The sequence below is a fragment of the Thermosporothrix sp. COM3 genome, from assembly GCF_059696735.1.
Genome location: NZ_AP019376.1, coordinates 4836686 through 4856201, shown reverse-complemented (window position 1 = coordinate 4856201; position 19516 = coordinate 4836686). Strand labels below are relative to the sequence as shown.

16 protein-coding genes are annotated in these 19516 nt (G+C 51.4%); 7 read left to right on the top strand and 9 right to left on the bottom strand.

Annotated elements, in window-relative coordinates; translation table 11 throughout:
- The first annotated feature begins 306 nt into the window (after window positions 1-306).
- Window positions 307-843, top strand: a complete 537-nt coding sequence (locus KTH_RS20545; RefSeq protein WP_211326386.1) for an RNHCP domain-containing protein — start codon at window positions 307-309, stop codon at window positions 841-843.
- 103 nt (window positions 844-946) lie between these two features.
- On the opposite strand, the gene KTH_RS20540 is transcribed toward KTH_RS20545, so the two are convergent.
- The 4 genes from KTH_RS20540 to KTH_RS20525 form a co-directional block, all read right to left on the bottom strand.
- Window positions 947-2170, bottom strand: coding sequence for a WD40/YVTN/BNR-like repeat-containing protein (locus KTH_RS20540; RefSeq protein WP_170142980.1), 1224 nt, complete (start codon window positions 2168-2170; stop codon window positions 947-949).
- A gap of 273 nt (window positions 2171-2443) precedes the next feature.
- A complete protein-coding gene (locus KTH_RS20535) occupies window positions 2444-4351 on the bottom strand; it encodes an ABC transporter ATP-binding protein (RefSeq protein WP_111326030.1) in 1908 nt (635 codons plus the stop codon).
- Window positions 4352-4499: 148 nt separating this feature from the next.
- Window positions 4500-5690, bottom strand: a complete 1191-nt coding sequence (locus KTH_RS20530) for a M20 family metallopeptidase (protein ID WP_111326031.1) — start codon at window positions 5688-5690, stop codon at window positions 4500-4502.
- Between the two features lie 539 nt (window positions 5691-6229).
- Window positions 6230-6892: an RNA polymerase sigma factor gene (locus tag KTH_RS20525; protein ID WP_111326032.1), complete on the bottom strand. Its 663-nt coding sequence runs from the start codon at window positions 6890-6892 to the stop codon at window positions 6230-6232.
- A gap of 431 nt (window positions 6893-7323) precedes the next feature.
- On the opposite strand from KTH_RS20525, the gene KTH_RS20520 reads away from it, so the two are divergent.
- The 6 genes from KTH_RS20520 (at window position 7324) to KTH_RS20495 (ending at window position 15328) form a co-directional block, all read left to right on the top strand.
- A complete protein-coding gene (locus KTH_RS20520; RefSeq protein ID WP_497620798.1) occupies window positions 7324-9420 on the top strand; it encodes a MerR family transcriptional regulator in 2097 nt (698 codons plus the stop codon).
- A 421-nt stretch (window positions 9421-9841) separates the two neighbouring features.
- Window positions 9842-10483 (top strand): AAA family ATPase, encoded by a 642-nt coding sequence (locus KTH_RS20515; protein WP_111326034.1) that lies wholly within the window; start codon window positions 9842-9844, stop codon window positions 10481-10483.
- A gap of 237 nt (window positions 10484-10720) precedes the next feature.
- A complete protein-coding gene (gene rho, locus KTH_RS20510; protein WP_170142981.1) occupies window positions 10721-11635 on the top strand; it encodes a transcription termination factor Rho in 915 nt (304 codons plus the stop codon).
- A gap of 61 nt (window positions 11636-11696) precedes the next feature.
- Window positions 11697-12350, top strand: coding sequence for a zinc ribbon domain-containing protein (locus KTH_RS20505; protein WP_111326036.1), 654 nt, complete (start codon window positions 11697-11699; stop codon window positions 12348-12350).
- A gap of 40 nt (window positions 12351-12390) precedes the next feature.
- Entirely contained in the window at window positions 12391-13695 is a 1305-nt protein-coding gene (locus KTH_RS20500) for a thymidine phosphorylase (RefSeq protein ID WP_111326037.1), read from the top strand.
- A 256-nt stretch (window positions 13696-13951) separates the two neighbouring features.
- Window positions 13952-15328, top strand: coding sequence for a serine/threonine protein kinase (locus tag KTH_RS20495; protein WP_497620796.1), 1377 nt, complete (start codon window positions 13952-13954; stop codon window positions 15326-15328).
- 56 nt (window positions 15329-15384) lie between these two features.
- Here the strand turns inward: KTH_RS20495 and KTH_RS20490 are convergent, their stop codons facing one another.
- From KTH_RS20490 to clpP, 5 genes are all read right to left on the bottom strand, one after another.
- The gene (locus KTH_RS20490; RefSeq protein ID WP_111326039.1) at window positions 15385-15843 is read right to left on the bottom strand and encodes a GtrA family protein; all 459 of its coding nucleotides are present in this window, start codon (window positions 15841-15843) and stop codon (window positions 15385-15387) included.
- Window positions 15844-16123: 280 nt separating this feature from the next.
- The gene (locus KTH_RS20485) at window positions 16124-16954 is read right to left on the bottom strand and encodes an alpha/beta fold hydrolase (protein ID WP_497620794.1); all 831 of its coding nucleotides are present in this window, start codon (window positions 16952-16954) and stop codon (window positions 16124-16126) included.
- 74 nt (window positions 16955-17028) lie between these two features.
- Entirely contained in the window at window positions 17029-17724 is a 696-nt protein-coding gene (locus KTH_RS20480; protein WP_497620793.1) for a class I SAM-dependent methyltransferase, read from the bottom strand.
- 2 nt (window positions 17725-17726) lie between these two features.
- Window positions 17727-18608, bottom strand: coding sequence for an HAD family hydrolase (locus KTH_RS20475; RefSeq protein ID WP_497620791.1), 882 nt, complete (start codon window positions 18606-18608; stop codon window positions 17727-17729).
- A 90-nt stretch (window positions 18609-18698) separates the two neighbouring features.
- Window positions 18699-19364 carry an ATP-dependent Clp endopeptidase proteolytic subunit ClpP gene (clpP, locus tag KTH_RS20470; RefSeq protein ID WP_111326043.1) on the bottom strand — a complete coding sequence of 222 codons (666 nt, stop codon included), beginning with the start codon at window positions 19362-19364 and terminating at the stop codon, window positions 18699-18701.
- Between the last annotated feature and the right edge of the window lie 152 nt (window positions 19365-19516).

Sequence of the window (19516 nt, the reverse complement as noted above, 5' to 3'; positions counted from 1 at the left end):
TTCCTATGAGAAGGCGTCTCTTTTCCTGTACGCCTCTTTTTTTACTCCTCAGTGCTTTCCCCGCATAAACTTTCACTCGTTTTTCTATCCTGTTTTGACTGATGTTTCCGGGCCTTTTTCTGCCTTTTTTCAACAGGTTTTAAGGACAAGGCAGGATATAGTAGTTTTTCATGTTTAAAATACAGAAAGGGTGTTGTATGTTTAACGCAAAAATGCAGTTTGCGGTAGCGCTTGTTCTTCGTTCGTCGCTGTTGAGCGACTTCATTGATCGTCAGTTGTCAGGCACAAAAAGAAGAAGGATTTCCATTGAAGCAATACCGCAAGCAAGGCAAGAAATTTCTGCATCTGGAAGATGCGATTGCGTTAGACATTTATGATGGTGAAGACGCCGAAGACTTCAAGGGCTCGACTCGTGTTGATGCAAAGAGGAAGCAGAAGCCCCGTCATTCGGTGAAAGAAGAGGTGTTTAAGTGCAGGCATTGTAAACGCTTTGTCTGCCCGTTGCCCAGTGGTGGCAAGCACCGTAATCATTGTCCATTCTGTCTCTACTCCCGACATGTGGATGCAAAGAAACCGGGAGATCGTCTGAGTGAGTGTGGCTCGGTGATGCAGCCAGTTGCCCGTTTCGTCAGGAATGCGGGTGAAGATGTGCTGGTTCATCGCTGCCTGGGCTGTGGTGTGGAGCGCTTTAATCGTATCGCAGCGGATGATGATTATGAGCTGATGCTTTCGTTGCCTCAGGTGCCTCCCCGGACGGCGCGAGAGGTCAAGATGCAGCAGCTTGAGGAGTGGCTGGATGAGCAGTATGTGCAGAGCCTGCCCGATTGGGCAGACGTTGGTTAGTGTGGCTGCTTCCCACCTGATCGTTTGATCCAGCCCTGTTTGATTATGTGCCCTCTCTTGTACCATGCTCAGACAAGAGAGGACACATTATACTTGTTTGTGGTCACGTAAGGGGTTGTTGCAGGATAGGGATCACCAATTGCCAGGAGTTTCCCCCATCAAAGCTCTGATACAGGACAGTCTCCGACTGGGCGTAGGCGAGGAGCCAGCCTTTTTGTGGCGTGGCGAATTGAAGTTGCGCAATGGAGGTGAGCGGTCGTTGGGGGGTAAAGGAGGTTCGTTTCCAGGAGAGAGCGCTGTCTTGTGTCACATAGAGCTCTACCCCCTGATTGGTCAGGCCTGCTGCCCAGATGGAGCGGGGACCGAGCGTGGCCAGCGCGGTCGCGATTCCCGGAATAGGAGTTGTGCGCTGCCAGGTATTGCCTCCATCATGCGTGAGGTACAGGTTGAGAATAGCTGTCCCCGGGATTACAAAACTGACGGGAAGAATACCATCCTGCTTATTCAGAAAAATGGGAGAGTGAATGGTGATATGTTCATGCCTCTTGAGTGGAAAGGGCAGCGTTTGTTTTTGCCAGGTCTGACCGCCATCTTGCGTCTTGCAGTACAAGGCAGAGCCGATAAGCCAGCCTGTGGAGGGAGAGATAAACGAGAAGCTGGATTTCAGGCCGTTCGGGATGTTCTGCTTGTTGGCTCTGGTATCTGGCCGTGAGGCGGGCGTCCAGGTTGCACCACCATCTCTGGTTTGCAGGAGTTCGAGTTCGGAAGCATGCTGATGGGGATTATTTCTCTCAAGGAGTAGCCAGCCAATTTGTGGCGTCAGGAAAGAAATCTGTCGCACAATGGCATTCTGTATAGAGAGAGTAATGTGTTGCCAGGTATCCCCACCGTCGAGAGTACGCGTGATGAGAATGCCGCCACGCATGGTTGTGATAGGCCAGACGACCCAGGCATGCTGCATATCAAGGAAGGTTGCGGTATGAATATACGATGAGTCAGATGAAGAGGAGGCTGTGTGTGGTGGCGTGACTTCCTGCCAGGAGGTAGGGCCGTGTGTGGTGCGTAAAACGCGAACGCCATCAGCGCTGGTGCTCCAACCGTGGAACTCGTCAAACATATGGAGATTGAGCAATGAGAGACGTTCATTTGCGGGAGTATTAAGCGGTCGGGGGGAAGAAGGGGAAGAGGAGGGTGTGCGAGACGGTTGCTGGCAGGCCGGAAGAAAAAGAAGGCTACCAAGCAAGAGAAACGAGAGCCAGGTTGTACGCGAAAACGATTGAGAGCAGCAGCGTTGCAGCCTCCCTGTGCGGAATGGTGGAATATGCATCGTTGCATCCTTTGCCCCAGACATTGCCGCAGCATATATGCTGTTCTTATTACAATGGCTGGAAACTTCATAGAACTGTTATGAAAGGAAACGATCAAAGGTACTGTACGTATTATGCCATATTGGGTGCTTAATTTGAATTGTTGTGGTAATTTTGGTGCATGTTTTTCCCTGGAAGAGGAAGGAATGCAGGGAAAACCTGCCAGGCTCTCCCTGCTTCTGGAGTGATACTATGCCATTTATCCCCTGCCTGAAGACAGAGACTTTCTGGTGCTATGCAGTAATGCCGTGTGTATGAACGAACTGTTCGTTATAGAGGTGAGCGTACAGGCCACCTTTTGCCAGTAATTCCTGATGAGTTCCCTGTTCAACGATTCTGCCTTTGTCCATAACCAGGATGAGATCTGCGGCCAGAATGGTTGAGAGACGATGGGCAATCGCGATCGTTGTGCGCCCTTTCATCAGAGGATCGAGCGCTGCTTGAATCAGACGTTCGGAATGTGTATCAAGCGCGCTTGTAGCCTCATCGAGTATCAGGATACGTGGATTTTTCAGGATCACACGGGCAATCGCAATACGTTGCTTTTCGCCGCCAGAGAGCTTATAGCCCCTCTCTCCAACAACCGTATCGTAACCGTTTTCAAGCTCCATAATACGATCATGAATTGCGGCGGCTTTGGTGGCTGCAATAATTTCCTCTTCGGTTGCGTCCTGCTTTGCATAGAGCAGATTTTCACGAATAGACGCATGGAAGAGATAAGTTTCCTGTGTGACCATGCCAATAAGCTCGCTTAATGAGTTCAGCGAGATATCTCGGACATCATGTCCATCGATCTGCACGGAACCACTATCAACATCATAGAGGCGTGGCAGCAGGTATGTTGTTGTTGTTTTGCCTGCTCCACTCGGGCCAACTAGCGCGGCCAGTTGGCCGGGTTTAATTGTAAAAGAGACGGAGTGCAGAGCTGTATGATGAAGCTCGCGAGGAGCATTTCCATTCAGCCCGGGATCGGATGTCTCTGCATTTGACTGTCCCTTATAGGTAAAGGTGACATTTTGAAAGCGAACGTCACCTTTCACCTCTTCTGGTTTGAGTTCCAGGGCTTCGGGCTTGTCCTTGATCTCAATTGGCAGATCCAGATACTCGAATATGCGCTCGAAAAGAGCAAGAGCACCCTGGATCTCAACCTGAATGTTCAGGAGCTGTCCGATCGGGAAGAAAAGGCGGCTTTGGAGCGTGGTAAAGGTGACGATAGCGCCGAGGCTGAGCGGCTGCCCGAGGAAATTCACATGCTGGATAATCTGCCAGCCCGCTATCAGATAGACAATTGCTGGAGTGATAGAAAAGAATATACCGATAAACATAAAAAACCAGCGTCCGATCATTTGCTGTCTGATTTCCAGTTTTGCCAGATGCTGGTTTTCGTTTTCAAAGCGCTCTCGTGCATATTCCTGACGCCCGAAGGTTTTCATCAAGAGGATACCACTGACGGAAAGCGTTTCCTGCATCATTGCCGTCAGCTCGGCCATGCTCTTCTGGGTTTCTTTGCTGGTTTCACGTCGAATATTCCCTACTTTATAGGTAATCCAGAGAAAGAGGGGCAAGAGACCAAGTGAAACAAAGGTCAGCAACGGGCTAACAATAAACATCGCGATAACTGTGCTGATAGTTGTGGAGAGGTTTGAAATGATGCTTGGAGCGGTGTTTGTGACAACATTCTGCACACCCCCGACATCGTTTGAAAGTCGGGACTGGATTTCGCCTGTTCGCGTACTGGTGAAGAAGCGCAGGGACATCCGCTGCAAATGGCTGTACAGCCTGTTGCGGAAGTCTCGCATTACGTTCTGCCCGATTGTATTATTCAGATAAGATTGGCCAACGCCAACGATCCCCGAGACGATAGGAGTGACAACCATAATGGCTACATAGATGAAGAGCAAATGCATATCGCGGCGTGCAAAGATTGCATCATCGAGAATGCGCTGAATCATTAAAGGATTGATAAGCCCGAGTAGGGTGGTTGTCAGGATTGCCCCAAGCACCAGAAGGACCTGCATTTTGTACGGGCGGAATGATGCGATGACACGTCGTACAGTATGGGCATCTGTTTTGTGGCCCCGGGCTTTCTGTTCCTCATAATACGCTCTCATCCTCCCACCATGCATACCATGAATAGACATAGAATAAGGTCCTCCTCACCTGCTTCTAAAAAGATTGCCCTTTTTTGAAAACAAGAAAAATTCATATGAGGCAGGCGCTTTCGGCGCGGCCCCATATGAGGATTCTACTCTGATGGAACGGAAAAGCCACTGACCTGCCGAACGGTTCTCACCCTGTCAATTTTGACAGGCAGAGCTGATGAATCAGTCCGGCTACCAGTGCCCCACGTATTGGAATAGTCTCTATAATGAGGTGTTCCTGTTCCAGATTGTGCATGCCACTTCCTACCGGGCCGAGGCTATCAAGCGTGGGAACACCTGTAGCCGCCAGAATATTAGCATCGGATACACCACCATCAACTTCACCCGAGAGCGAGATATCCAGTGCCCGGGCTTCGGCCTGCAAGCGCTCAAGAAGTTCCTGAATTCCCGCATTTACTTGATAGGGCCGCCGTCCAGGTGTCCGCGTGAGGGTAGTAATGGTGTCAGGAATGCTCTGGCCGATCGCAATACTTTCCAGCGCTCTCGCTGCCTGATCCAGTGCCTCCTGGCTACCGGCTCGAACGGAGACGTAGCAGCGGGCCATATCTGGAATGATATTGAGGGTTTCTGTGCTGCTGAGACAGGTACAGTTAAAGGTCACCTCGGGAAACATACTGTTCAAATGTTGAATAGCAAGGATTTTATGGGCCAGCTCAACAACGGCAGAACGCCCTTTCTGTGGTTCGGCCCCTGAATGAGCTGAGACGCCTTGAACCTCAAGCAGATATCTATCTGTCCCTTTGCGTGCGCTGGTGATGCTATGAAACGCGAGCGAGGGTTCCAGAACGAGTCCGACATCAATCTTGTGCGCTATGCTGGTGAGTAGTTCATGGCTGCCGGGTGAGCCAACTTCCTCATCGTTGTTGATGACAAGATAGAGTTCGCGATAGTCATGAAACTGCTTTTCCTGAAACGCTCGCATGATATAGAGCGCAAGCAGCACTCCGGATTTCATATCGAGAACGCCGGGTCCATAGGCCGCACTACCTTTGACAGAGAAGGGCTGAAGCTGCGTGGCTCCGGGCTGATAGACAGTATCAATGTGACCGACCAGAGCGATACGTTGTGTGCCCGTTCCTTCAAGCTGTGCTACAAGGTTATTGCCAAATTCCTCAACAGGATGGAGGGTGATCTTGCAGCCCAGTTCATGCAGCCAGATTTGAAGCTGCTCGATGATGCGATTAACTCCTGCAATCTGACCTGTTCCTGAGTCGATGTTTACCAGGGTTTCCAGACGTTTCAGAAATTCAGGCAGATACGAACGAAAAAGAGGAAGATAAGATGAAGCATACGTAGTATTGCGGATTTCTTGTTGCATGATGTCAAAAATCCTTCCGGGATACTACGGGACACGACAGGCATCTGTTAAGGCCTTGCTGTTCATTCTACCACATTGAGGAAAAGGAATAGAAAAGAACGATGCTGTTGATCGACTGTGATTTAGCGATGGTGGCAACGAGAATACGGGATCTGCGTGCGGGCGCTGAGGGTGCCTTGAGATCATTATCTCGTGCCTTCCATTTTTAGTTTTTGCCCTTTTCTAGTAGCAGCGTGACAATGTCAAGTTTGTGCGAAAACAATAAGAGAGGCTCTCTCCCGAGATAAAGGATGTGGTTGTCTGCTGGAAGGGCTTGAGGAGCTCATTCAAGCGGCAGCGACTTTTATGGAGGAGATTTTGAAGAGGGAGTTGATAAGTGCGCCAGCATATAAAGTCGGTGGTTTCAGGGTATGCCGTATCCTCAGGCTGCCCTTTTCTCCTGAGCGACAGCAAGAAGCAGCAATCTCTTTGGGCGCTTGCTCATTTTTTCAGCGCAGGCCTGTCCGTGAACGATGGGCTCTGACCGGTGTTGAACCCGGTTACAGGCTTACTTCTTTGCGCAAGCGCTTGTAGGCAATGCTGAGCAGTGCCGCGTGTCGATTTTTGGCACCGGGATCATCAGGAAGTGGCTGGCGATAGTCACGCAAATGAATCCCCTCTTCCGAAAGCACCTGTTCAAGCAGAGTAGGCTGCTCGCCAAAATCAGAGATCAGGGCGAGGTCTGTCAGCAAGGCTGCTCGCTGTCCCGGAGGGAAACGAACGACTAGACGCGCTGCTATCGTGATCACGTTTTTCAACAGCAGATGATCGACCGCGATTTGTGAGGGATCTTCTAACGATTCTAGATGAGGATAACTTTCTTCAGGTCCAGAATTTTCTTGAGAGGGCCGTACAAGATTCCAGTCTTTTTTGCGGCGATCCCGGAAGTAATTCTGTGCAATTGTTTTACACAGGGACTTCAGAGAATCGATTGGCCGTACTTCTCCGTGATCAGCGCGCTGATTGTAGTGGAAGGTACGTAGAACAGCTTCCTGTGTGATATCTTCCGAAACTTCTTTCTGTTGCCCGTACCAGGCCACTACATTAGCGTAGCGCACCCATTTTTCAACAAGAGGCAGCAGCCAGACATATAAGTCGTACCAGATCTGGTCATCAAGTGGCCGGGTTGCGACAGGTGTCGAGGAAGTTGTGCTCGCCTTCACTTGTAAAACCCTCCTGAAAGGAGAATGAATAATGATTGCCTACAGAGTTGATCCCCGATCTTTCTTTGGTACCGCTGTCAGGAGAATGTCAAGAAAGTTCATGTTTGATAAGTAATTTCTGCCTTATATAAAGTAATATTACCCGAAGAGAATACCATTGTCAACGGATGCTACCTGGTATACTCCTTTGACAAGTTGGATAACGCCGCTTCAGTTCAATATTGGGTGGATATTGACGAAATTAGCAATTTTATCCTATATTACAAAGAGGAGTGAGAAGAATTTTACTGAGCGCGTTCTGAACTTTCCTGGTGTTGTATAGAGGGAAGATAGCTATACAAACTCTGACATATATGTTACTATAAAACAGACCTTTTCTTGTTACATCTGTTTTATTCTGCGCGGCAGGAGGCGGTATGGACGAAAGAAGTATGAGGCGTGTAAAAGAACACCTCCAGCAGGAAGACGTTCAAAGAAGGGTTTTACGGTACATTGAAAAAGGGCGTGCTGAGGCGACCGTGACGATCAGTCGGGCTGCTGAACTCTTCAATTTGAGCGAAAACCGCTTGCGTGACTGGGAAGAGTATGGATTGTTGCGTCCCCTGCGCCCGACTGGCCCGAAGGGACGCCGCCTGTATACTCCTCAGGAACTGGATAAGCTGGCAATCATTCGTGAATTAATCGATGCGGGATACGCGCCGAGTGACATTCCGCCCGATATTGATTTGATCTGGCGTACCTTTTATGTTCCTGATGAGCAACACAGACAAAATGGACAGCCCATATCCTATGGGCAAGAGGGTGGCGGTTTTGCGACCCTGCCGATCAATCAACGCGTGGATCTGAGCCGAGAAGATTCGTTCTGGCGTTTCTTTGCCTCTCATGCTCTACGTCTCTCATTGCTCTTACTCTGCGAAGAGCTTCCCCATACGACAGCATGTCTTGTTCTACCTTTAAATCCGCAGATCTCCCTGATGAATATTCAGAACGTTGAGGATCTGGAACAGGTTGGTGAGGCGCTGGTTGGCTGGCTCAATCAGAACCGCTCATCTCAGACCTTGCTGGTGCCCGCTCCCACCTTCGAGTATGCTTCGGATTTTCGGTTGCTGCCTCTTGCTGTCATGACCGAGGATAGTATTGAAGAGGAACCACGTGACCGCACCTATATTTTGCTGGAACGGCGGTCCAGACGTCTGACACTCAAGGCGCCAATCGTCGAAACCGTGCGCCTGTTGTTGCGACCTCTTTATGAGAATGTGGAGCTTTCGCGGCGTTGTTTAGGTCCGGGCATGCGCGATGTCTTTGACTCTTCAACGGATCCGGATTATATGCATCATGAGCAGGACGCCATTCTGCATGGTCTGGCTGAGACCATCATTCGGCTGGGTGGAAAGGGCATTGATAATCACCCGCGCTGGCTCTTTAGCTGCATTCTTTTGCCTGATTATCCCTTATCGATGCTTTCCCTGCAACAGCGTGGCCTGATTGTCAGCGCGCAAAGCGCTCTCTCACCGCATAAGGTAGGCAGTACCGCCGTTGTGCCTCAAGGGGCCTCGATGGATCCCTGTTTGCGAGCGTTCCAGAGCGGTCATATAGTCTATCATCCTGTGGTCTCCGAAGAAGATATCTTGCTGGCGAACCCTAACCGTGAGTATCGGCTCGGCTCGTCCATTGCGGTGCCAGTCTTGGGCCGCGACAATGTTTCGGTTGCGGTCATCTACGTCACCTCACCGTCTCGGCATGCGTTCTCGCTGGCGGATCAGCGTGTCTTACGGATGGTCGGGACAATGGTTGGTATCTTGCTTGAAATCTATCAGGCGCGCATGAGACCGGTCGGCCATTTGCGCGAGATGATTGCGGCTCCCGCGATTGTTGATACGCAGTTTGCCCCGTTCCTGACGGAGAATGAGTTCATCGAGCATGTTGAGACCTTGCTTCAACATATCTATGAGGGAGAGGAGATCAGGGAAAAGGATATCTCATTTATCAGTCTGGACATCGATAATCAGAGCAGCCTTGCGAATAAATATGGTGATCGCATGGCGCGGGATATCAGTAAAGCGGTTGGCTTACGGATCCGGGGCCAGTTGCGTGCGTTAAAGGATGATGCTGTTTGTGAGTTTTATCGTATCAGTGCGGATCGGTACTATATCCTGCTGCAAGGTATGCCGCTTGAGCAGGCTCGGGCCAAAGCAGAGCTCTTGCTGTCGGTGCTAAGTGGTTCCTATCAGATAGACCCTCAGCGTATTCCACCGGGACAGCCAACGCTGCCCGAAAATATGGTGACATTAACCAATATCACGGTACGACTCGGTGTCTCCTCGTACTCATATCGCAAATTGAAAGAGATTCTTGCTCGCTATCCCGGCGAGCGTGCTGTTGTTGAGACTCGACTTTTGCTCACCCGTTTTCTGGATGAGGTGCTTGATATTGGAAAGCGCAAGGGGGGAAATATCGTTGTGAGTTGGGACCCCGATAAGCGAGGATACTTGCACTTTCCCGCAGGGCCGGATGAAGTAAGTAGATAGGCGCGTTGCTATATTGACATGTATTTGCAAGCGACCGGCAATAGCCTTTTTCGGTACGTTGTCTATGGCTTTGAGCGTGCTTTTATTGGCGTCTCCGGTATACTTATCTCTAACAAGGTGCTAACGAAAAAAACTCCAGTAAGCCTGAGAACAGACAAGGTGTGAAGCTTAACAGCGGAATAATGGCCGACAGTGTGTGATCGTTTGGGTACATGCGTATAAAGAGAACTGCAAAAGGACACAACAGCTTGTGTCCTTTCTTCGTAGCAGATCTGTCTCGGCTTATACCATGTTAGGGCGCGGGAAACGCGCCCTTCTCTCATTTTTGTCGCCATTGTTGAGATTGTTTCGCTTCTGACGGGGGAAGGTTCGCAGGTTCCTATTTGGATGAATAACCTCTGTTAGCCGAGAGGAGAGAGCTATGACTACCAAAGTGTTTGTACTGGGACGCCCGGGTAGTGGCAAGTCCACGGCTGCCCGCTATCTGAAGCAAATGGTGCAGGAAACCGGACGACAACATCAGCATTTTAACGATTATGACATTCTGCGTGCCATGTTTCTCGCAGATATTCATCATGAAAAGTTCCAGCCCACTGAACATAATGGCTTCAATGCAACAGACCTCTCGGTACTGGATGATGCGCTGATTGAACTGGAACAACAGGTTCGGCTGACGTCTACAACGGCTGATCTGGTGACAATTGAGTTCGCACGTGACGACTATCGGCAGGCATTGAGTCTCTTCAGCCCCGATTTTCTGAAAGATGCATTTATTCTTTTTATTCATGCGAATCTTGAGACGTGCATCTCTCGTGTTCACGAACGTGTCGAGCGGGCCAGATCACATGACGACCACCCGTCATTTTCAGATGATATCTTTCGGCGCTATTATTCCAAAAGTAACCGTGAGTATATGCTGCATCACTGTCAACTGGAATTTGATCTTGAGCAGCCGGTGACCGTGATAAATAACATGGGGCCGCTGGAATGCTTTATCCATAGCCTGGATCGGTTTTTAGCCATGGTGTTTCAGGCAGAAAAAAAGCTGCTGATCCCTGCCTGAACAAGAACTTCAGGGCTTGCCTTTCCAAAAAGATAGTGTCATTATGTTAAGTGAACCCACACACTGTTCATGCATCCTTACCAATCACCTCTTACTTGTTCTGGTTTGGTCCTGTGTGGGGCAAGCTCACATCCCACTATCAATACAAATGGCAGATGTACCGGCAGAAGGTCCGGGCTTTCAGTCTGGTCTTCTGCCTCTATTGCGCGAAAGAGAAAGGCAGGAGGAAGAGGGCGCGTGGCTTCAACACACATTCCTTTCGAGAAACAGACCCCGGTTCATCCGCATGAACGCATTACGCTGGAGACCGGCGCAACACCTGTTGCAACACGTGTTATTGATTTGCTTATCCCTGTCGGATTTGGACAGCGAGCGCTGGTCGTCGCTCCGCCACAGACAGGAAAAACGACCATTTTACGCCAGATTGCAACGGCGGTCCAACAGAATTATCCCCGAACAAGTCTATATCTTTGTCTGGTTGATGAGCGACCAGAAGAGGTGACGGAATGGCGCTCTGAGATTCGTGGGCCAATGGTGCATGTCTATGCATCCAGTTTCGATCAGCGCTCATCGCGACATGGTTATGTTGTTGAGCAGGCGCTGTTCGATGCCAAGCGCGAGGTAGAGCAGGGCAACAATGTGATTATTCTGCTGGATTCGCTGACCCGGCTGGCTCGGGCGCATAATCTCAATACTGAGATGTGGCGCGGAGGCGGACGCAATGCACGGGGAGGTCGAACGCTCTCCGGTGGGATCGACGCACATGCGCTGGAAATTGGCAGACGGGTATTTGGGGCGGCCCGAGCGCTGGAACAGGGCGGAAGCCTGACCATTATCGCAAGCTGTCTTGTCGAGACTGGAAGCCGTCTGGATGAAGTCGTCTATGAGGAATTCAAAGGGACCGGAAACCTGGAAATCAGGCTCTCGCGTGAGCTGGCTGATCGACGCATCTTTCCCGCTATTGATATCAGTGTTTCCAGTACACGGCAGGAAGAGCGGCTCCTTTCTTCAGATGAGCTGCGAGCTGCCTCCATCATTCGGCGGCGTATGGCGGATCTGCCACGGCGCGATGCAAATGAACAGGCGCTGCGCCTTTTTGAGAAAACCTCAACCAATGCTCAACTTGTGGGAGCAATTGTACGCCAGGGATGATATACTACGCTATATGCTTGATGTCTATAGATGCAATCAGCGAAGATGCAGGAGATGATACATGCGTTGTCCGTTTTGTGGCAATGTGAATCAGGACACCGCTACTGTTTGTCCTCGTTGCGGTCGGCTCCTGATTCAGCCGCATTCTCCCCGACCGCAGATGCCAGTACCACCAATGCCTCAGTCGTTCGCTCCTCCGCCTCCCCGGCAGCAAGCCGTGCCGCCTGAAGCTCCTTCGGTCGCTGCCCGCAGCGCCAAGCGTCGTCTGGGCACTCAACGGGTTGAAGCGCCTGCTCCAGTACGTCTACCGGTACAAACTCCCCCGGTTGCTCCTGATCCGCCCGCACCTTTCCCTCCGAAGACGGTCGGACAGTTGCAAGCGCTGGCACAGGGCGCGCTGGAGTATCGGGTTGTTGACGATACGGTAGCGTATGGACGGAAGAAAGTTGTGCGTATTGCCTATGCGCACTGTGCGCAGTGGCAGCAGGTCGCGACTCTCTACAAGGCGCTGAGAGCGTATCGTTCAGATGCCTATGATATTCTGGTGATTCAGGGGGTCCATCCCCAGGAAGACAGAGCCTATACTTATACCAATGGGCAGATAGAATATAATCGTAATGTTCGCCTTGGGAGCGACCTTATCAGTCGCTATGAGATTGAGACTGGAACCGGGTTTGAAAGCGATGCGCTGCGCATTGTGTTGACCGAAAAATAGGGCCTCTCTATTGAAGTAGAACAATGAAGTAGAAAAGAAGATGCAAGCTGTAGATATTATCGCGAAGAAGCGGGATGGGCGGATTCTCTCTGCGGAAGAGATCCGCCACTTTATCGAACATTATACACGAGATCAGATCCCTGATTATCAGGTCGCGGCGTGGTTGATGGCCGTGTACCTTCAAGGCATGAACACAGACGAAGTTCATGCGCTGACCTCCGCTATGGTTGAGTCTGGTGAGCAGTTGCGTATACGCGATACACTTTCACCTGTAGTTGATAAACACAGCACCGGAGGAGTCGGGGATAAAGTGACGCTGGCGGTTGCCCCGTTGGTCGCGGCCTGTGGTGTTGCTGTGGGGAAGATGTCCGGGCGCGGATTGGGTCATACTGGTGGCACGCTCGATAAGTTGGAGTCGGTCCCTGGTTTTCGAGTAGAGCTTTCACAGCAAGAGTTCCTCGATACGCTGCAAAAACATCAGTTAGTTCTGGCTGGGCAGTCACAGGAGTTGGCTCCTGCTGATGGCAAGCTGTACGCCTTGCGTGACGTTACGGGCACTGTTGGGAGCCTGCCACTGATAGCATCCAGTATTATGAGCAAAAAGCTGGCTATTGGCTGCTCTCACCTGCTGCTAGATGTCAAGTTCGGGAGCGGCGCGTTGTTAAAACCGGTCGAACAAGCACGTGAGCTTGCACAGATTATGGTTGCGATCGGAAAACAGGCGGGTATGCATACGGTCGCGACGCTGACATCGATGGCGCAGCCGCTTGGGGCTGCGATCGGGAACGCACTGGAACTGGCTGAGGCTATCGCTATTTTACGCGGAGAAGGGCCTGCCGACGTCCGCGAACTCTGCTATTATGAGGCTTCGGAGTTACTGGTAATGACCGGAAAAGCCCCGAATATGGAGGAAGCGCACCAGCAGGTAATGCAGGTAATCCTGCGAGGCGAGGCTGTCGCGAAGCTTGCCGAGGTCATTGCGGCACAAGGGGGCGATGGCAGCATGATTGAGCGGCCCGAAAAGCTTCCCGCGGCCCCTGCTCGCCTGATAGTGAAAGCGCCCCGTAGTGGCTATATTGCGGCTATCGAGGCTGAACAGATGGGAAGAGCCAGCATGCACCTGGGAGCAGGCCGGGTCAGAAAAGGGGAACCGATTGACCACCGCACCGGCTTTGTGCTTCAGGCAAAGATCGGCGACTATGTGCATGCCGGGGATGCGTTGCTTGAAATTCATGCTCGCACCGTGGCCGAGGCTGAAGCGATCCAGCCCGCTGTACTGGCGTGTTACGCATGGAGCGAGGAGCCCACACAACCATTGCCGCTTATTTTTGAAACTGTCCATTGATGCTCCTTGCTGGCAATGGGGATATTCTCGAAATACAGTCATGTTTTCTGGGTGTGTACAAAAATGTATGCACCCTTTTCTCTTGCTCGCCTTTCTACCGATTATTGCTTGTTCAAAGTGGAACAATCGAGATATTATTGTTTGCTTTTGTGTAGATCTTTTTTATCTCTATTATACTGCTTACTTGTTGCTAAAATGGATGGTTCCTATTACTATAAATAGAGAACCTGTATTGTGGTAGGGAGGAAGAGAGGTAATGTTACAGGGAAAAAGTGTTATCCCACAGCAGGATGCTTTACTCGGGTGTACTTTGCATGATGGCGAATATCTGGTGCGACGGGTCCTTGAGTACGGCAATGAGTGTAAGACCTACATGGGAATACATACCACACTGCATATCCCCTTTGCGCTCAAGCAATCCCGGGCCGATAGTCCTTTGCCGGAGACCGTCATAGCGGAACTTGATGCCGCGTTACGGGAGCGCTCCCCGGCTCAGCAGTGTGAGCGTACCGCGCGCGAACTTTATTTTCCTTCCAGTGGTGGTGAGTTGACGGATCGCTTTCTCCGCGAGGCGTTATTGCTGACTCGCCTGCATCATGCGGCAATTCCTACCCTCTATGACTATTTTTTTGAAGACGGTTACTGGTATCTGGTGACGGATTATATCCCGGGCACGACACTTAGCGCTTATCTCCGCCATCACGCGCCCCTGCCGCCACTGGAAGCGTTGCACTATGCTATGCAGCTCTGCGATGTGCTGGATTATCTGCACAGACAGGAGCCACCTATTATTTTTCGGGATTTGCAGCCCTCCAATATTGTGTTGACGCCTGGCGGCACGCTCATGCTGGTGAATTTCGGCATGGCACGCTACTTCAAGAAGGGGCAGTACAGCGACACGCAAGATCTTCGGGTCCCCGGTTATGTGGCTCCTGAACAGTATCAGGGCGAGGGGCAATCTGACGGGCGCTCGGATCTGTTCAGTCTGGGCGTACTATTGCACGAAATGATCGGCGGTGAACGGCTCTCTCCGGCGTCGTTGTTGCTCGATGCACCGCGTCAGATTCATGCCGATATCTCGGTTGCGCTACAGGCGTTCATCAATCTGGCAACTCGTTCACAACCGATGTATCGCTTTCAGAATGCGCAGACGCTCTACCTTGCGCTGGATCGTATCTCAACGCTGGAAGAGCGCCGTGCCTATCAGCGCTATGTGCAGAAACTCCGGCAGATAGAGCAGAAGGATGCGGAACAGATGGCCTTCCCAATGGCCTCTATTCCGGCTACAGAACAGGGCTGGAAAGAGCCACAGGAAGAGGCTAGCGATGAGGAGCCAGTGCTTCCCGGGCTGGAAGAACGCTATCTCAGGAGGGAATCGCTGTATCTGGCACGGGTGGAACGGAGAGGGCAGCGGAGGGTATCGGCTCAGTTGCCCGCAAATGAGCCAGCACAGAAGCCGGAGACAAAGGAGCCAGAACCGGAGCGGCGTCTGAGCACCGATTCCCTGTTACTCAGAAGAATCGGACATACACAGCATAACATGCGAACTTTGCTCTTGCTCTGCTTTGTTCTGACCATTATGCTGACCTGCATTTTGTTGGTTGTGTTTCTCTCGCTTCAGGGGCAGCCGTGAGCCCGAAATGAAACTGGCTCGCCAACCTTGAGGGAAGCGAGCCAGAGCAATTACTGTTATGAGGCAACTTCTTCAACCTCAAGCTTTTGTTTCGTGGTGCGGAACACGAACTTGTCAGAGACCAGATACTTGTAAATGAAGTTGAGTACAAGGCTGATCGGGTTTGCAATATACTCGTTCAGATGGAGAAGAAGGTGCAGGCCTGAACTGATGATATAGGCCACCAGAAAAGCGGAGAGATTGGCGATCTGTGCTTTGAAGCCTTTGATGATCCAGCCTTTCAAGGTTGTCGGTTTCTGATCGCCGTAGGTAAATAGCTGGTTCAGGACGAAGTTGATAATCGTACCGACCTCAAAGGCTGCCGCGTTCGCTATGAGATATTTCCAGGTGGCATCGTTTCCGAGAAGGTACTGGAAAAGCGCCAGCGCCAGCATATTGACAGGGATACCAATGCCTCCAATAATGGCGAAACGGAGTGCCCGATTCCTATAGAGTTTTAGTATAAGCGTACCCAAAACGATACAAATCCTCTCTCTACTAAAAACACGTTTCTATTTTGATATATATTGTCATCCAGCATTGTATGTAAAAAGGGTAAGATAGCACCGTAATTTTCCGAGAAAAGGACCAGAAGAGGCCCGCAGAGCGCCTTCAGTGCCTATTCTGTCAGCGGGCATTCTGGAATCAAGTACCTGCTTCTTTGAACGTATAAGGCCGTGAATTGGTTGCGAATCGATACTTGATAGTACTTCTACAGTGCCAGAAAATACTTTATCCTCAGCGCCTGGGCGCTATTTATTGAGCAGGTAAAAAAGAGCGTAGCGCCTGCATGAATGCATCAAAGTTATCGCGCCGCAGGTTGTGACCTGCTCCGGGAATGTGGATATGCTGACACTGTGTTGCTCGCTGAACAATTTCGCTGGCTGTCGCAGGGGTGACAAATCCGCCTCGGCTGACCTCACCACTGAGGAGCAGGATCGGGCAGGAAATACGTGTCACCAGCTCGCGCCAGGGTGTTTCTCGCCAGGGAGCCTGAGCAGTATTGGTAAGTACGGTATAGATATCCAGATTGAAGGCTCGTTGTGCCTCAATCCAGGGTTCAATATCGCTGAGCGCCCAGTTGGGATGTTCCAGGCGTGCCTCTTCCAGCGCCTCTTCTTGTGGCACTGTCTTATAGATCTTTGTGGAAGATTTCCAGGCTTCCAGTTCAATACGGTCGCGTTCTGCGTCGGGCACAAAGTTCTCTTCCCAGGCCGGATCTTCCAGAACCACGCTGCCTACCAGCTCGGGACGCATGGACGCAGCCAGGGCCGCGACATGAGCCCCCATCGAATGGCCGACCAACGTGGGGTGTTCCAGATGCAGATAATCGATCAGTGCAAGCACATCGTTAGCAAGGGTTGTATCCTGAACATCACCGCTCCCGGAAGTCAGACCATGATAGCGAGCATCGGGCATCACCATATCATATTCTGATGCCAGGGCCTCAGCGACATGCTGCCAGCAGCGCCCATTATCGTGGTATCCGTGCAGGAAGAGAATCGAGGGCTTGCCGCTGTTCTCAAGCCGGTAGTAGTGAAGCGAGATGTCGTTCAGTTGCACCGTTTGTGAATTCCATTCACCCATACGGTTTTCACTCCTTTGTAAGGCAAAGAAATAATCGAATGCATGGATAGTATACCGGAAAAGGGAGCCACTGGTTAAGCTTTTTCGCCAATTGTAATATAGACCTCCCAACGTGGGCCCCGAACCATTTCGGAGCGGCGGCGGAGATTGGCCTTCTCTAGCGGGATGAGCCGCCCGAAACGAGCATCGGGAACAACAATCGTGGTTGGCCCATTCGGGGTACGTGTTCCCTGTTTGGGGTTGCGGCGCAGCGTTGCCGGACCATAGACCAGCATTTGAAACAGGAGCAGGAGCGGCTGAATATAGCCCACTGGTAGCAGGTTTGCCCCTTCTACAATGATGATGCGACCACCCGGACGCAGTACACGCGCGACCTCAGCTATCGTGTTTGGGTCATAGATATATTCCGAGGGGAAGGTGCTCACAACCGTATCAAAGGAAGCATCACTGAAGGGAAGCGTTTGTGCCGACCCCTGAAGGATCAGACTTGCCGAACCGACGTTACGTTTGCGCAGGGTATCACGGGCCGCTGCTACCATCTGTGGGGAGTGTTCGACAGCCTGACACTGATATCCCTCCGCAAGCATATCGGCCAGCAGATCGCCCAGGCCGCAGCCAAGCTCAAGCACGTCTTTCCCATGCAGGCGCGGCAGGACCTGACGCTGCCACTCGCGCCATTGGCCGGCAAAGGGAACGGTGCTGGCGAAGCGGTACAGATAGCGATTCTTATATAGGGTTTCAAACAACAGTTTACGTAATCTGGGTGTCATGGTCACTCCGTCTCTGGCAAAAGATGCAACAGCTCACTGACTCGCTCGATCATTGCATCTGGTTGCATAAATGGCTTGATCTCATTATATGACGAAAGAGAATACTTCTTCGCCTCATAGCGACCGACAAAATCGGCCAGCGCGTTCAGTTGCAACGGGCGATCTGGATACTGCTGCTGGAACGCTTGCAGCCTTTCAGGGGTTGGCTTCCAGATGGCTTGCAGCTTCAAGCGTTTGGCGCCGGCAACGTCGGCGTAGATGTTATCACCAATCATAATAGTTTCTGCGGGCGAAGCACCCATTTTCTCCAGGAGAGCGCGAAAGATTGCCGGGTGCGGCTTGCGCAGGCCGTAATCGCAGGAAACAATGACATGGTCAGGGTGGATAGCTTCCAGCAGACCAAGCTTGCTGAGATCTTCAAAAAAGAGCCGCCCACCTTCTTGCCGGTTGGTCACAATGCCAATTTGATAGCCGCGTTGTTTCAGTGTATGCAAGGTAGAGAGCGCATCGTCATCGAGTTTCCGGGATTCAGGAAGGCGCATCCGAAGGGCTTCAAAGAGCGCTATTGCCTGTTCATCGGTAGGAAGGGGATAGCCGATTTGCTGGCAGGCGGTACGCATGATGTCAGGTGTGCAGGGACTGATCTCGTTCTGGGCCTGTAGCGCCTGCATAATGGCGTTTCCGCGGGCTTCCCGTAGTTTTTGTCCGCTCTCAGGGTCGCTTGACGGGGTGGGAAAGAATTGGGCCAGCAGCGTGGACGCTCGCTGGTTGCCCGCTGCTTCAAGCGCTTTCCAGTTCCTGGTATTTTTGGTCCAGAGGGTATCACCCAGGTCGAAGAGCAGATAACGAACAGCGCGGCCTTCAGAGGAAGAGCTCTGGAGCATACAAGGTCCTGCTTTCTGATCAGTCACGAGGGGAAAAAGAATGCCGCCCCTTCGAGAAGAGACGGCATATTGTAGAGACACTTTCTGGCTTTACGCTTCTTTTTCCTCGGAACTCGGGTTGAGAATGTCATCAATAAGACCGTATTCGACAGACTGCTGTGCGGTCAGGTAGTAGTTACGGTCAGAATCCTGTTTGATGCGCTCGACGGTCTGGCCGGTATGCTTGGACAAGATTTCATACAGGCTGCTGCGCAGGCGCAGAATCTCGCGGGCAGTGATTTCGATATCGGCTGCCTGACCTTCCGCACCACCGAGAGGCTGGTGAATCAGCATGGTGGAGTTAGGGAGTGCATAGCGCTTACCCTTTGTACCGGCGGCCAGCAGAACAGCGCCCATACTCATCGCCATACCCATACAGAAGGTAGAGACGTCCGGGCGGAGCCACTGCATGGTGTCATAGATGGCAAGACCGGCATAGATGCTTCCACCAGGAGAGTTGATGTAGATCTGAATGTCTTTAGTTGCGTCCTCGCTCTGAAGGTAGAGCAACTGTGCGACGACGCTGTTGGCTACCTGATCATCGATTGGCGAACCAATAAAGATGATGCGTTCTTTTAACAGGCGCGAGTAGAGATCCCAGGCGCGTTCCCCTCGTGGAGTTGTCTCGATCACATGAGGAAGAATACCTCGCGGCTCAAGAAATCCACGGGACTCTTTGATCCATTTTGGATCGCGTGGATTGAATACACTACCCATGTTTGCTCCTTACTATCTATCACGGTGCACTTTCTCTCAATTGAGTGAGAATGCTGTCCGGTTATATAACAACCAAGTGTGCTGAGGAGACCCACGAAAGCGGGGACAGTTGTTAACGTTATGATAGCACTTGAGCGGAGTAAAGGCAAGAA